We start from the raw sequence: 13,790 nt of genomic DNA, 5'->3' as shown, positions 1-13,790 counted from the left end.
AAGGCAGTGAATCCCATGTTCTCGGTCATCTCCGCCAGCACCGGCCTCGGTGCCTGGTTCTCTGGTGCAGCTACCGGCATCGGCCTGTTCGCCGTGGTCGGCGCCCAGAGCGCCTTCATTCTGCGCCAGGGCATCCTGCGCAGGCACATCGTGCCGGTGGTCGCCACCTGTGCGGCCATCGATGCCATCTTCATCTTCGCCAGTGTGGCCGGCCTGCGCACGCTCACCTCGGCGTTGCCGTGGCTGACCACCGCCGTGCTGTGGACCGGTGTGACGTTCCTGGCCTGGTATGCCATGAAGTCGGCGCGCCGTGCGATTGCTGGTGGCGGTGGCATGGGCGAGGCCGACAGTGATGACGGCAGCCGCCGCGCGGTGCTGATGGCTGCGGTCGGCTTCTCGCTGATCAACCCGCACTTCTGGCTGGACATGATGGTCATCGGCTCGATCGCCGAGAACTTCGGCAACGCGCGCATGGCCTTCGCTGCCGGAGTGGTCACCGCCAGCTGCCTGTGGCTGACCGCGCAGGGCCTCGGCGCGCGCCTGCTGGCGCCGCTGTTCACCAAGCCCAGCACCTGGCGCGTGCTTGACGGCACCATCGCCGTGATCCTCAGCGTCCTGGCCCTCATGCTGGCGCTGCGCGGGGTCCATTGACCCGGCGCACGCCCCCCGAACCCACGTCCTGACTCTCTCTCTCCAAGGTAGTGGCAACGACGGCACCGGCAACGGTGCCGTCGTCTTTTCCGGCTCTGGCGGGAATGGCCCGGCCCTGCCTAGAATCGACGACCAGGACAAGGTGTCCACTGGAACAGGGGGAAGGATGCGCAGGACAATTCTGGCGGCCGCACTGGTCGTCATCGGGGGCGTTGCCGCAGGCAGCGCGGGGGCGGTGGATCTGACGCAATTCCTGCGTCGGGAGACCTTCACCGACATCAAGATTTCGCCGGGGGGCGAGTACGTAGCGGCCACGGTGCCGAGGGAGGACAGCACCGCGATCGCGATCCTGCGCCTGAAGGACAAGGAGGTGGTCGGCAGTTTCTGGCCGCCCAGCCGCAATCATGCGCAGACATTCGATTGGGTCAGCAACGAGCGCCTGCTGATCGGCCTGGCCGAGAAATGGGGCTCGCTGGATCAGCCCAACCCCACCGGCGAGCTTTACGCCATCGATGCCAACGGCAATCGCGGCGAGCTGCTGGTCGGTTACCGCGTCGAAAGCAAGGGCCCGGGTACGCGCATCCAGCCGAAGAAGGTCGAAGCGGTGGCCGCCTTCCTGGCCGACGACCTGCCGGGCGATGAACGCAACGTGCTGGTGACCGTGTGGCCGCTGGCCGAAGATCCCTACACCCGCGTCGATCGCATGGATGTGGCCAGCGGCCGTCGTTCGCGGGTGGCGTCTTCGCCGGTACGGCGCGGTGAGTTCACCACCGACGGCGCCGGCGAAGTGCGCTTCGTGCACGGCTCCGGCAGTGACAACGTCAACAAGCTCTACTTCCGTGAGCGCTCCGGCGACACCTGGAAGCTGATCAACGACGAGGCCGTCAGCAAGCGCATCGAAACCGCCATCGGCTTCTCGGCCGATGACAGCCTGGCCTATCTCAACGTCGAGCAGGCCCAGGGCCCGGACACGATCGTCAGCTGGAACCCGCAGACCGGCGAGCGTGCCACGCTGCTGCGCGACGAGGTGGTCAACCCGTATCGCATCATCCATCGGCCCGGCACCCACGTGCCGGTGGGCGCGCTGTACATGGGCGACACGCCGCGTACCCGCTTCTTCGACGAGAAGTCGCCGGAGGCGCGCCTGTACCGCAGCCTGGAAGCGGCCTTCGGAGGCCCGGTCTACATCACCTCCAGCACCCGGGACGGTCGCGTCGTGCTGGTGGAGACCTGGTCGGGTTCCAACCCAGGCGATTTCTATGTGTACGACACCGTGGCGCGCAAGGCCGATCACCTGATCAGCCGCAGCGACTGGATCGATATCGAGCGCAGCGCCAAGGTGCGCCCGATCGCCTTGAAGGCCCGCGACGGCCTGCCGCTGCATGGCTTCTTGACCCTGCCGGCTGGCAGTGACGGCCGCAACCTGCCAATGGTGGTGCTGCCGCACGGTGGCCCGTTCGACATCTTCGATTCCGGCGAGTACGACCGCGAGACCCAGATGCTGGCGGCTGCCGGTTATGCCGTGCTGCAGGTCAACTTCCGCGGATCGGGCAACTATGGCCGGGCGCACACCCAGGCCGGCGCGCAGCAGTGGGGCGCGGCCATGCAGGACGATGTCACCGATGCCACCCGCTGGGCGATCAGCGAAGGCATCGCCGATGGCCGCCGCATCTGCATCTACGGCGCCAGCTACGGTGCCTATGCGGCGATGATGGGGGCTGCCCGCGAACCCGGGCTGTACCAGTGCGCGGCCGGCTATGTGGGTGTCTACGATCTGCCGATGATGTACACCCGTGGCGACATTCAGGACCGCGGCTCAGGCGTGACCTATCTGCGCGAATGGTTGGGCGACCCGGCCAAGCTGGGCGCGGTATCGCCGGTGAACCTGGCCGAACGGATCAAGGTGCCGGTGTTCCTTGCCGCCGGTGGTGAAGACAAGCGCGCGCCGATCCAGCACACCGAGCGCATGGAAGCGGCCCTCAAGCGCGCCGGTACGCCGGTGGAAAGCCTGTACTACAAGACCGAAGGCCACGGCTTCTACACCGAGGCGCATCGCAGCGAGTACTACGGCAAGCTGCTGGCGTTCCTGTCGCGCAGCCTGGGTGGCAAGACCGCCACCCCCACGCCTGCGGCCGGCAAGGCGAAGGCGCCCTGAGCTGACAGGGCGGCGGATGATCGTTCCGCCGCCCTGGTTTTTGCGCACGCGCGGGGTTTACTTCACCCCGTGCATCATCTTCTTCAGCAGCGGCGCGGCGATGAAGGCCGCCAGCGCGCAGCCCAGGCCGATCCACATCAGCAGCCAGAACAGGTGCGCGTAGGCACCGGCCGCGGCCACCATGTCCAGTGATTCGCCTTCGGGCACCTCGATCGCGGCCAGCTTGCCGAACAGCGCGGCCAGGGTTTCCGAGAACGCAGTGGCCAGGAACCAGGTGCCCATCATCAGGCTCATCACCCGTGGCACCGCCAGCTGGGTCACCGCCGACAGGCCGACCGGCGACAGGCACATTTCGCCGCTGGCCAGCAGGAAGTAGGCCAGCACCAGCCACCACACGCTGGCCATCTCGCCGGTGGCACCAACCTGCTGTGCGGCCAGTGCCAGCGGCACGAACGACAGCGCGCCGATCACCAGGCCCCAGGCCGACTTCACCGGCTTGCCGGGTTCCCACCCACGGCGGTCCATCCAGGTCCACAGCGCGGCGAAGGCCGGTGCCAGCAGCACCAGGAACAGCCCGCCCAGATAGGTGAGCGAGCCGGCGGTCTGCGGAATCACCAGGCAGTCGCGTACCAGCAGCACCAGCATCAGCACGACGATGGCGGCGAAGAAGGTACGTGGTGCGGCTGAGCCCGGGCGGCGCTCGGACAGCCGCGCGCTGACCACAAAGCCCAGCGGTGCCAGCAGCAGCGAGAGGATCGACCACGGCAGCGGCGTGCCGCCGGTGATCACCAGCGACGGCACGATGTCCTTGGTCAGCAGGCGGTCGGTGAAGGTCACCCACGAGCCATAGGACTGCTCGTACATCGTGAAGAACACCAGCGCCATGAAGATCAGCACCATCAACGCGATCATCTGCTGGCGCTGTACCGGCGTGCACTTGGTGCCGGTGAACCAGGCGAACCAGACCAGCACGCCGCCCAGCACCACCAGCATCAGCATCAGCGCCAGGCTGATTTCACCGCCCAGCGCGAACGCACCGTTGCCGGCGGCCCACATCAGCCACGCCACCGGCAGCACACCGAGCACCGCGCACAGATAGATGAGCCATTCGCGGGGCAGGCCCAGCACCTTCTGCTTCAGCGCGGCCGGTTGCGGCGGCTCGGCATGGCCCTGCAGGTACTTCTGGCCCCACAGGAACATCGCCAGGCCGGCCAGCATGCCGATACCCGCGGCGCCGAAGCCGTACTTCCAGCCGTAGGCCTCACCGAGGAAGCCGCACACCAGCGAAGAGAACAGCGCGCCCAGGTTGATGCCGGCGTAGAACAGCGAGAAACCCGAATCGCGGCGCGGGTCGTCCTTGGCGTACAGCTTGCCGACGATGGTGGAGATGTTCGGCTTGAGGAAGCCCACGCCCATGATGATCAGCGCCAGCGACAGGTAGGTCACTGCCAGCGCCGAGGTATCGCGTACCACTTCGCCGTTGACCCGGTACGCCGCGTGGCCCTCGAATGCCATGCCAAGGTGGCCCAGCACCAGCAGGATGCCGCCGAACAGCACCGCCCGGCGCATGCCCAGCCAGCGGTCGGCCAGCATGCCGCCGAACACCGGGATGCAGTAGACCAGGCCACCGTAGGCGCCGAGCAGGTCCAGGCCGGCCTTGTCGCCGAACAGGTGGTACTTGGTCAGGTACAGCAGCAGCAGCGCCTTCATGCCGTAGAAGGAGAAGCGCTCCCACATTTCGGTGAAGAAGCAGACGTAGACGCCCTTGGGATGGCCCAGGAAGTCGTCGGAGGCGGTGGCGGCAACGGTCATCGACGGCGGGAACAGCGGAAAGGGCGCGATTATAGAAGGGGATGGCGCGGGGCATGGCGCTTATGCCAAATGCGACTTAATCCCCTCCGTCCCCTTTTTGCCGCAGGTGTTGGCCGGCCTTGCCGGATCGGCCGGTTGGCCTTGCCATACCAGCCGGAGAGGGTGGCAGGCCCTGGGCGGCGGTGACCAACCGCACTGGACTTGCCGCCCCCTGAACGCTAGCGTGCAAGGGATTTTTTGCCAGCAGGGGCTTCCATGAACCACGACGCTGCGCCCAAGCAGCTCACCTTCCGCGCAGTGGCCCTGGCCATCGTGCTGGCGGTGGTGCTGTCGGCGGCCAACGCCTACCTCGGTCTGTTCGCAGGCCTGACCATCGCCACCGCCATTCCCGCCGCGGTGATCTCCATGGGCGTGCTGCGCCTGCTGGGCGGTGGCTCCATCCTCGAAAACAACATCGTGCAGACCGGCGCCTCGGCCGGTTCGTCGATCGCCGCCGGCGTGATCTTCACCATCCCCGCCCTGGTGATCATGGGCTACTGGCCGGACTTCAAGTACTGGTGGGTGCTGGGCATCGCCGGCCTCGGTGGCCTGCTGGGCGTGCTGTTCTCGGTACCGCTGCGCCGTTCGATGATCGTTGAAGACCCGCTGCCGTTCCCGGAAGGCAAGGCCGCCGCCGAAGTGCTCAAGGCCGGTGAGAACCCGGGCCCGGGCCTGAAGATCCTCGGCCTGTCGGCGGTGATCGGCGCCTTCGTCAAGCTTGCCGCGGAAAGTGGCCTGCGCCTGATCCCCGATGCCTGGGCCACCTCGGCCTATGTCGGCAGCTCCAAGGTCACCGCCTTCATCGGCACCAACCTGTCGCCGGCGCTGCTGGGCGTGGGTTACATCGTCGGCCTGAACGTCGGCATCGTGGTGGTGTCCGGCTCGATCCTGACCTGGCACATCGCCATTCCGATCTACCAGGCGTTCTTCATGAACACCGATCCGGGCCTGGCGGCCTCGGTCGCCACCGCCTCGTCCACCGAGGCCGCGTTCGCCATCTGGGGCGCGAAGATGCGCTACCTGGGCGTGGGCGCGATGCTGATCGGTGGCATCTGGACCCTGATCTCGCTGCGCAAGTCGCTGCTGAACGGCGTCAAGAGCGGCTTTGCTGCCGCCCGCAAGAGCGGTGGCCCGGCGCTGGCGCACACCGAGCGCGACCTGCCGATGAAGTGGATGCTGGTCGCCCTGGTGGTGTTCGTGCTGCCGTTGCTGGCCCTGTACCAGGCCATCGTCGGCCAGTGGCACGTGTCGATCCCGATGACCATCATCATGATCGTCGCCGGCTTCCTGTTCGTCTCGGTCTCGGCCTACCTGGCCGGCCTGATCGGCTCGTCCAACAACCCGGTCTCGGGCATCACCATCTCCACCATCCTGTTCGCCTCGGCCGTGCTGGTCGTGCTGCTGGGCGCCGATGGCCTCAAGCCGGTCGGTGCCTACGGCGCGCCGCTGGGCGCGGTGGCGGCGATCATGATCGGCGCGGTGGTGTGCTGCGCCGCCGCAGTCGGTGGTGACAACCTGCAGGACCTCAAGGCCGGCTACATCGTCGGCGCCACCCCGTGGAAGCAGCAGTTGATGCTGGGCATCGGCGCGTTCTCGTGCGCGCTGATCATGGCGCCGGTGCTGAACCTGCTGGCCACCGCCTACGGCATCGGTGTGAAGTCCGAGCTGCATCCGAACGCGCTGGCCGCGCCGCAGGCCAACCTGATGGCCTCGGTGGCCAAGGGCCTGTTCGGCGGCGAACTGCCGTGGACCTTCATCGGCATCGGTGCCGTGGTCGGTGCCGTCATCATCGCCTTCGACAGCTGGCTGAAGTCGCGCAACGCCCGCTTCCGCGTGCCGGTGCTGGCTGCTGCCATCGGCATCTACCTGCCGCTGGAACTGATGGTGCCGATCTTCCTTGGCGGCCTGATCGCCTACCTGGTCGAGCGCTTCCACAAGGTGCGTGCCGACGATGAAGAAGGCCGTGACCGCGTGCACAAGCCGGGCGTGCTGTTCGCCGCCGGCCTGATCACCGGCGAGGCGCTGATGGGTATCGCCATCGCGATTCCGATCGTGGTCAGCAGCCGCGCCGACGTGCTGGCCGTGCCGTTCCACCTGCCGGGCGCACAGTGGCTCGGCCTGGCCGTGCTGTTCCTGGTCGGCTGGCTGATCTACCGCACCGGCAAGCACGCCAAGGCATAAGCAATGGGGTCGGATCCCCAATTCAATGGGTAGTGCCGGCCGCTGGCCGGCAACGCCGGAATTCGGTGATACCCCTGGTTGCCGGCCAACGGCCGGCACTACAGCAAACCTCGCCACGGCGGGGTTTGCTGTTTCTGGCCGCTGCCCACCCGCAGGCATGACCGATGGCCTTGGCAGCCCTGGCCACGCGGGCCTACCATCGGTTTTTTGCCGTCCTGCGGAGACCCCGATGAAACTGCGTCATGCCCTGCTGCCACTGAGCCTGCTGGCCGCCCTGCCCAGCGTTGCCGCTGCCCGTGGCCTGGAAGTCCGCGACATGGTGGCGATGGACCGCGTTTCCGCGCCGGTGCTCACTGCCGACGGTGGCACCGTGGTGTTCGCCAAGCGCAGTGTCGATGCCAACCTGAAGGCCTCCACCGCGCTGTTCGCGCGCAACCTGCGTACCCGCGACGCGGCGCCGCCGAAGCAGATCACCCCGGCCGGCTGGAACGTCAATTCCGCTTCGCTGTCGGCCGATGGCCAGACCGTGTATTTCCTCAGCGCCAAGAACGGCAGCCAGCAGCTGTACGCGCAGCCGCTCAACGGCGGCACGCCGCGCCAGCTGACCGATTTCGCAGTCGATGTGGACAGCTACCACGTGTCGCCGCAGGACGACCGCGTGCTGTTCAGCGCCGGCGTGTTCCAGGCCTGCGCCTCGGACCTGGCCTGCACCGCAACCAAGCTGAAGGAAAAGAAGGACGCCAAGGCCAGCGGCCAGGTCTGGGATTCGCTGTTCGTGCGCCACTGGGATACCTGGAACGACGGCCGTCGCAACACCCTGTTCGTGGCACCGCTGCCGGCGGCCAAGGCCGGCCCGGTCAAGGGCGCTTCGGCGCTGAGCGCCACCATTGACGGGGATGCACCGTCCAAGCCGTTCGGTGGCAACGATGATTTCGTGTGGTCGCCGGATGGCGCCAGCGTGGTGGCCAGCATCCGCGTGGCGGGCAAGCAGGAGCCGTGGTCGACCAACTTCGACCTGTACCGCTTCGACGCCGCCGGCAAGCAGGCGCCGGTCAACCTGACCGCGTCCAATCCGGCCTGGGATGCCGGCCCGGTGTTCAGCGCCGACGGCAAGACCCTGTTCTATCGTGCGATGAAGCGTCCGGGCTTCGAGGCCGACCGCTTCGGCCTGATGGCGATGGACCTGGCCAGCGGCAAGGCCCGCGAGATCGCGCCGCAGTGGGACCGTTCGGCCGGTGGTATCGCCCTGTCCGCCGACGGCGCCAGCATCTACACCACCGCCGACGACCTCGGCGAACACCCGCTGTTCCAGATCGACGTGGCCAGCGGCAAGGCCACCAAGCTGATCGGCGACGGCAGCGTCACTGCGGTCGACGTGGCCGGCAACAGCGTGGCCATCACCCGCAACAGCCTGAAGAGCAACGACCAGGTGCTGGTCGGCCTGCTGCCGGCCGCGGGCCAGCCGATCGGCGAGCTGCGCGCGCTGACCCCGGCCGCCGGCGACGTGCTCAAGGACGTGTCCTTCGGTGACTACGAGCAGTTCGAGTTCAAGGGCTGGAACAACGACACCGTGCACGGCTACGTGGTCAAGCCGCACAACTACCAGGAAGGCAAGTCCTACCCGGTCGCGTTCCTGATCCACGGCGGCCCGCAGGGCAGCTTCGGCAACGGCTGGAGCTACCGCTGGAACCCGCAGACCTATGCCGGCCAGGGCTACGCGGTGGTGATGATCGACTTCCACGGCTCCACCGGCTACGGCCAGGCCTTCACCGATGCGATCAGCCAGCACTGGGGCGACCGCCCGCTGGAAGACCTGCAGAAGGGCTGGGACGCGGCGCTGAAGAAGTATTCCTTCCTCAACGGTGACAAGGCCTGTGCGCTGGGCGCCAGCTACGGCGGCTTCATGGTCAACTGGATCGCCGGCAACTGGAACAGCCCGTTCAAGTGCCTGGTCAACCATGACGGCGTGTTCGACCAGCGCATGATGGGTTACGCCACCGAAGAGCTGTGGTTCACCGAGTGGGAGCAGGGCGGCACCCCGTACCAGAAGGCGGCGAACTACGAGAAGTTCAACCCGGTCAACCACGTCGCCGACTGGAAGAAGCCGATCCTGGTCATCCATGGCCAGCAGGACTTCCGCATCCCGGTCGAGCAGGGCCTGGCTGCGTTCACCGCCGCCCAGCGCCAGGGCATCGAATCGAAGTTCCTGTACTTCCCGGACGAGAACCACTGGGTGCTGAAGCCGAACAACAGCATCCTGTGGCACGACACCGTCAATGCCTGGCTGAAGCAGCACATCGGCAACTGATGGTTGCAGCGCCGCCCTTCGGGGCGGCGCTTCTGTTTTCGCCGGTGGGTGCCGACCGTTGGTCGGCACACCTTCCACCAACAGCAGCCGAGCATGGCTCGGCTCTACAAGAGCACCTGCATGATCCAGAACGACATCGTCGTCTTCGGTTTGATCGCCGCCACCCTCGGTGCCGTGTTCTGGACCGCCTCGCGCGAGCAGGGCCTGTGGAAACGCTTCTACACCTTCGTGCCGGCGCTGCTGCTGTGCTACCTGATTCCCGGCATCTACAACACCGTCGGCCTGATCGACGGGCAGAACACCAAGCTCTACAACCCGATCGCGCGCGACATCCTGCTGCCGGCGGCGCTGATCCTGCTCACCCTGGCGGTGGACATCAAGGGCATCCTGCGGCTCGGCCCGAAGCTGGTGCTGATGTACCTGGGCGCGTCGGCCAGCATCATGCTCGGCGCGGTGGTGGCCTTCCTGCTGATGCGCGCGGTGCATCCGGAAACCGTGGCCGGTGACACCTGGGCCGGCATGGCCGCGTTGGCGGGCAGCTGGATCGGTGGCGGCGCCAACATGCTGGCCATGCGTGAAGTGTTCGACGTCAACGCGACCACGTTCGGCCAGTTCGCGGTGGTCGACGTGGGTGTCGGTTACGTGTGGATGGCCGCGCTGATCTTCCTGGCAGGTCGTGCCGCGAAGATCGATGCACGCAGTGGTGCCGATACCTCGGCCATCGACGAGCTGAAGGAGCGCATCGCGCGTTTCCAGGCCGAGCACGAGCGCATTCCCAGCCTCACCGACCTGATGCTGATCGTGGCGGTGGCCTTCGGCGGCGTCGGCCTGGCCCACGCCATCGGCGCGCCGCTGGCGGCCTGGTTCAAGCTCAACGTCAGCTGGGCGGCGCAGTTCAGCCTGGACGCACCGTTCGTGTGGGTGGTGGTGTTGTCCACCACGCTGGGCCTGTGCCTGAGCTTCACCCGCGCACGCACCCTGGAGGGCGCCGGCGCTTCGCGGCTCGGCTCGCTGCTGCTGTACTTCCTGATCGCCTGCATCGGCATGCAGATGGACCTGCTGGCGCTGCTGGACCGGCCGTGGCTGTTCCTGCTGGGCATCATCTGGATCAGCGTGCACATCGCGCTGCTGTGGTGTCTGGGCAAGCTGCTGAAGGTGCCGTTCTTCTACTTCGCCATCGGTTCGCAGTCGAACATCGGTGGCCCGGCCTCGGCACCGGTGGTGGCCGCCGCATTCCATCCGGCGCTGGCGCCGGTCGGCGTGCTGCTGGGTACGATGGGCTATGCCACCGGCACCTACCTGGCCTACATCGTCGGCATCACCCTGCGCGCGCTGGCCGGGCAGGGGTGATTCCGTTAGTGCCCGCCGCTGGCCGGCAACCGGGTGATGCTCCACCGGTTCATGAGGTTGCCGGCCAGCGGCCGGCACTACCGATGCTCTATGCCACCGGCAACCCGCGCTCGATCAACCACGCCTTCGCGTCTTCGGCGTCCTGTTCGAACCGCGCTGAGTGAAAAGAGGGGCGCCGCAAGGTTCGGCGCGTCGCCACGCGCCCATGGCCGACCGCACCTGCGGCTTTACGCCTGCAGCAACCCGCGTTCGATCAACCACGCTCTCGCGTCTTCGGCGTCCTGCTCGAACCACGCCTTCGTAGACCCCAGTCGATACGTATACCCCCACGCATCCATGTCGGCCATCAACTGCTGGCTGCCGACACCGGGCAGCTGCGCGGCCAGCACGATCTGCAGGTAGCAGGTGGCGTCTTCTTCGGGCACCGAATCGGTGGCGTCGGTGTGCACCTGCGCGCGCCGCTCCGGCGGCAGCACGATCAGGTGGCAGGCTTCGTGCAGCATCGAATGCACGGGGGTGTCATCGCGCACGTACACGTTGCTGGCGATGATGCCTGCCTCGGGCTCGCCCCAGTAGCTGCCGGGAATCGGCTCGCCGTCGGCCACGTGGTGCAGCTGCAGGCCGTGCGCGGCGAGCAGGCGCTGCGCATCGGCGAAGGCGATGGCGCCGACGCGGGTGACGTTCGGTTCGGGTGTCGTGTCGGTCATGCGGGTCAGCCGGCCCCGCCCATGCTGGCACGGGCGGGGCAGGGGATCAGGGCTTTTCCGGGCCTTCGGGCAGCGCCACGGAGATGTCCAGCACATCGTGCTGGCCATCCTTCACCAGGTCGACCTTCACCGCATCGACGTCGATGTTCACGTACTTCTTGATCACTTCCAGCAGCTCGCGCTGCAGCAGCGGCAGGTAGTCCGGGCCACCGCGGTGGCTGCGTTCCTGCGCGATGATGATCTGCAGGCGGTTCTTCGCGGTTTCGGCGGTGGTCTTCTTCGCTTTGAGGAAATCGAACAGGCCCATGCTTACCCTCCGAACAGCTTGCTGAAGAAGCCCTTCTTCTCGACGTTGGTGAAGCGCATCGGGCGGTCTTCGCCGAGGATGCGCGCGACGGCGTCGTCATAGGCCTGGCCGGCCGCGGATTCGACATCCAGGATCACCGGTTCGCCCTTGTTGGAGGCATTGAGCACGTCGCCCGACTCGGGGATCACGCCGATGGCCTTCAGCCCCAGCACTTCCTCGACGTCGGCGATGCTGAGCATCTCGCCGGTTTCCACGCGCAGCGGCGTGTAGCGGGTCAGCAGCAGGAAGGCGGGCACGTTCTGGCCGGATTCGGCCTTGTGGGTCTTCGAGTCCAGCAGGCCAATGATGCGGTCCGAGTCGCGTACCGAAGACACTTCCGGGTTCACCACCACCACGGCGCGGTCGGCGAAATACATCGCCAGGAAGGCGCCCTTCTCGATGCCGGCCGGCGAGTCGCAGATGATGTAGTCGAAGCCGTCGGCGGCCAGGTCCTTCAGCACCTTGCCTACGCCTTCCTGGGTCAGTGCGTCCTTGTCGCGGGTCTGCGAGGCGGCCAGCACGTACAGGTTGTCAAAGCGCTTGTCCTTGATCAGGGCCTGCTTGAGGGTGGCTTCGCCGTGCACGACGTTGACGAAGTCGTACACCACGCGGCGTTCGCAGCCCATGATCAGGTCGAGGTTGCGCAGGCCGACGTCGAAGTCGATCACCGCCACCTTCTTGCCGCGCCGCGCCAGGCCACAGGCCAGGCTCGCGCTGGAAGTGGTCTTGCCCACGCCGCCCTTGCCGGAGGTGACTACGATGATTTCAGCCAAAGGACTTCTCCTGGTTCTGCATTAGTTTGGGGCTGCGTCAGTCCAGCGCAGCGATCTTGATCTGGTCCTGTTCCAGCCACACCTGCACGGCCTTGCCGCGCAGGGTATCCGGGACATCGTCCAGTACCTTGTAGTGGCCGGCAATGGCCACCAGTTCCGCATGGAAATCACGGCAGAAGATGCGTGCCGCGGTGTTGCCCTGGGCCCCTGCCAGCGCACGGCCGCGCAGGGTGCCGTAGATATGGATGCTGCCATCGGCGATGACTTCGGCGCCGGCGCCGACGGTGGCCATCACGGTCAGGTCGCAGTTTTCCGCATACAGCTGCTGGCCCGAACGCACGTTGCCCAGCTGCATGCGGCCCGGCTGTGGCGCGGCGGCATCGGCCACCTTGGCCACCGGCGCGGCCGGGGCCGGCTTCGGTTCGGCGCGGGGCGCGCGGCGGGGTTCCGCTGCGGGCGGCGGCGCCGGTTCGGCCTCGGCGCGCTCGTACTGGGCGCGGAACTTGGCCAGCAGCGGCAGGCCGAGCTGCTGCGAGAGCAGGTCGACCGCACTGGTGCCATAGGCCAGCGCCACCGGCAGCACGCCGGCGCTGCGCAGGCCATCCACCAGCGCCTGCGCGGTGGCCACGTCCGGCACCTGGCTCAGGCCACCGAAGTCGAGGATCACTGCAGCGCGGCCGAACAGCTTCGGCGCGCGGGTCACGCGCTCGCGCATTTCCTGCACGAGGCGTTCGACATCAAGGGTGCGGATGCGCAGGTTGGCGATGCCCACCTGGCCGATCTTCAGTTCACCGGCCTGTTCGTAATCGAAATTCACCGCCACGCTCAGGTCCCCGTCGGCCGCTGTGCCTGCGCCGGCAGCTGCCGGGCGCGTGTCCATGCCACATCCGGCAGCTTGCCGCCATAGGTCTCCTGCACCCACGGGTAGCTGCACAGTTCCTTGGCCAGCATGCTGGCGCGCACATCGACCTGCGGCATGGTGTTCTGGCCCAGCTCGCGGAAACCGAAGCTGCCATGGAAGAGCAGGGCGGCATCGGCGCCATGGTCGAGGAAGACTTCGCAGGTCATCTGCGGGTAGCGCAGCTCGGCAAAGCTCTGCGCGTCGGCATAGAACGCACGGCCGACACCACCGCCACGGCGGCGGCTGGCGACCACGATGCGGTCGATGTAGAAGAACGGGGTGTCCAGCTGCTGCTTGAACCAGGCGAAGTTGCTGCTGTCGTGCTGGCTGTCGCTGCCGAAGCCGATCAGGAAGCCGGCCAGGTTGCCGTCGCGCTCGGCGACGCGGAAATACTCAGCGGTTTCATAGAACAGGCGCAGCCGGGCAGCATCCAGGGGAAGGATGGCCAGGCCAGCGTTGTTGTTCAAAGCCAGGACGGAATCGAGCTCGTGCTCGCGCACGTCGCGGATGACAATCGACATTGTGACTCCGTGGGGTAACGCGGTTGGTCCATCAAGGGACCCTGCG

11 protein-coding genes are annotated in these 13,790 nt (G+C 67.0%); 5 read left to right on the top strand and 6 right to left on the bottom strand.

The annotated features are described in order from the left end of the window. Positions 1-15 precede the first annotated feature (15 nt). Together AC5YGJ_RS01090 and AC5YGJ_RS01085 are read left to right on the top strand one after the other, a co-directional pair. A complete protein-coding gene (locus AC5YGJ_RS01090; protein WP_249844713.1) occupies positions 16-651 on the top strand; it encodes a LysE/ArgO family amino acid transporter in 636 nt (211 codons plus the stop codon). Positions 652-817: 166 nt separating this feature from the next. Further along, positions 818-2,806: an alpha/beta hydrolase family protein gene (locus tag AC5YGJ_RS01085; protein WP_496185474.1), complete on the top strand. Its 1,989-nt coding sequence runs from the start codon at positions 818-820 to the stop codon at positions 2,804-2,806. A 57-nt stretch (positions 2,807-2,863) separates the two neighbouring features. Here the strand turns inward: AC5YGJ_RS01085 and AC5YGJ_RS01080 are convergent, their stop codons facing one another. Then, on the bottom strand, positions 2,864-4,618 hold the full coding sequence (locus AC5YGJ_RS01080; protein WP_249844711.1) for a peptide MFS transporter: 1,755 nt from the start codon (positions 4,616-4,618) through the stop codon (positions 2,864-2,866). A gap of 255 nt (positions 4,619-4,873) precedes the next feature. Between AC5YGJ_RS01080 and AC5YGJ_RS01075 the strand changes: the two genes are divergently transcribed. From AC5YGJ_RS01075 to AC5YGJ_RS01065, 3 genes are all read left to right on the top strand, one after another. After that, the gene (locus AC5YGJ_RS01075; RefSeq protein ID WP_496185473.1) at positions 4,874-6,838 is read left to right on the top strand and encodes an OPT family oligopeptide transporter; all 1,965 of its coding nucleotides are present in this window, start codon (positions 4,874-4,876) and stop codon (positions 6,836-6,838) included. Between the two features lie 229 nt (positions 6,839-7,067). Next, positions 7,068-9,146, top strand: coding sequence for a prolyl oligopeptidase family serine peptidase (locus AC5YGJ_RS01070; RefSeq protein ID WP_309339867.1), 2,079 nt, complete (start codon positions 7,068-7,070; stop codon positions 9,144-9,146). A gap of 93 nt (positions 9,147-9,239) precedes the next feature. Next, complete coding sequence (locus AC5YGJ_RS01065; protein WP_496185472.1) at positions 9,240-10,496, top strand: DUF819 family protein; 1,257 nt, start codon at positions 9,240-9,242, stop codon at positions 10,494-10,496. A 227-nt stretch (positions 10,497-10,723) separates the two neighbouring features. On the opposite strand, the gene AC5YGJ_RS01060 is transcribed toward AC5YGJ_RS01065, so the two are convergent. The 5 genes from AC5YGJ_RS01060 to AC5YGJ_RS01040 are packed head-to-tail and all read right to left on the bottom strand — an operon-like array spanning position 10,724 to position 13,744. After that, positions 10,724-11,203, bottom strand: a complete 480-nt coding sequence (locus AC5YGJ_RS01060) for a hypothetical protein (RefSeq protein ID WP_496185471.1) — start codon at positions 11,201-11,203, stop codon at positions 10,724-10,726. Positions 11,204-11,249: 46 nt separating this feature from the next. Continuing rightward, entirely contained in the window at positions 11,250-11,510 is a 261-nt protein-coding gene (gene minE, locus AC5YGJ_RS01055) for a cell division topological specificity factor MinE (RefSeq protein WP_053516176.1), read from the bottom strand. Between the two features lie 2 nt (positions 11,511-11,512). Then, on the bottom strand, positions 11,513-12,322 hold the full coding sequence (minD, locus tag AC5YGJ_RS01050) for a septum site-determining protein MinD (protein ID WP_057496225.1): 810 nt from the start codon (positions 12,320-12,322) through the stop codon (positions 11,513-11,515). A 37-nt stretch (positions 12,323-12,359) separates the two neighbouring features. Continuing rightward, on the bottom strand, positions 12,360-13,202 hold the full coding sequence (gene minC / locus AC5YGJ_RS01045) for a septum site-determining protein MinC (protein ID WP_249844707.1): 843 nt from the start codon (positions 13,200-13,202) through the stop codon (positions 12,360-12,362). Next, positions 13,148-13,744 (bottom strand): GNAT family N-acetyltransferase, encoded by a 597-nt coding sequence (locus AC5YGJ_RS01040; protein WP_010483371.1) that lies wholly within the window; start codon positions 13,742-13,744, stop codon positions 13,148-13,150. Before AC5YGJ_RS01040 ends, minC begins: the two co-directional genes overlap by 55 nt. Between the last annotated feature and the right edge of the window lie 46 nt (positions 13,745-13,790).

This window comes from Stenotrophomonas sp. CS3K5 (assembly GCF_059515225.1).
Note: the sequence above shows the minus strand (reverse complement) of the source record. Positions and strands in the feature narration are given on the sequence as shown.

What these genes read in the sequence shown, in the direction of transcription:
- AC5YGJ_RS01075 (WP_496185473.1), top strand. Translation starts at nt 4,874, where the DNA reads ATGAACCACGACGCTGCGCCCAAGCAGCTCACCTTCCGCGCAGTGGCC.
- minE (WP_053516176.1), bottom strand. Translation starts at nt 11,510, where the DNA reads ATGGGCCTGTTCGATTTCCTCAAAGCGAAGAAGACCACCGCCGAAACC.
- minC (WP_249844707.1), bottom strand. Translation starts at nt 13,202, where the DNA reads ATGGACACGCGCCCGGCAGCTGCCGGCGCAGGCACAGCGGCCGACGGG.
- AC5YGJ_RS01090 (WP_249844713.1), top strand. Translation starts at nt 16, where the DNA reads ATGTTCTCGGTCATCTCCGCCAGCACCGGCCTCGGTGCCTGGTTCTCT.
- AC5YGJ_RS01085 (WP_496185474.1), top strand. Translation starts at nt 818, where the DNA reads ATGCGCAGGACAATTCTGGCGGCCGCACTGGTCGTCATCGGGGGCGTT.
- AC5YGJ_RS01060 (WP_496185471.1), bottom strand. Translation starts at nt 11,203, where the DNA reads ATGACCGACACGACACCCGAACCGAACGTCACCCGCGTCGGCGCCATC.
- AC5YGJ_RS01040 (WP_010483371.1), bottom strand. Translation starts at nt 13,744, where the DNA reads ATGTCGATTGTCATCCGCGACGTGCGCGAGCACGAGCTCGATTCCGTC.
- AC5YGJ_RS01080 (WP_249844711.1), bottom strand. Translation starts at nt 4,618, where the DNA reads ATGACCGTTGCCGCCACCGCCTCCGACGACTTCCTGGGCCATCCCAAG.
- AC5YGJ_RS01065 (WP_496185472.1), top strand. Translation starts at nt 9,240, where the DNA reads ATGGCTCGGCTCTACAAGAGCACCTGCATGATCCAGAACGACATCGTC.
- AC5YGJ_RS01070 (WP_309339867.1), top strand. Translation starts at nt 7,068, where the DNA reads ATGAAACTGCGTCATGCCCTGCTGCCACTGAGCCTGCTGGCCGCCCTG.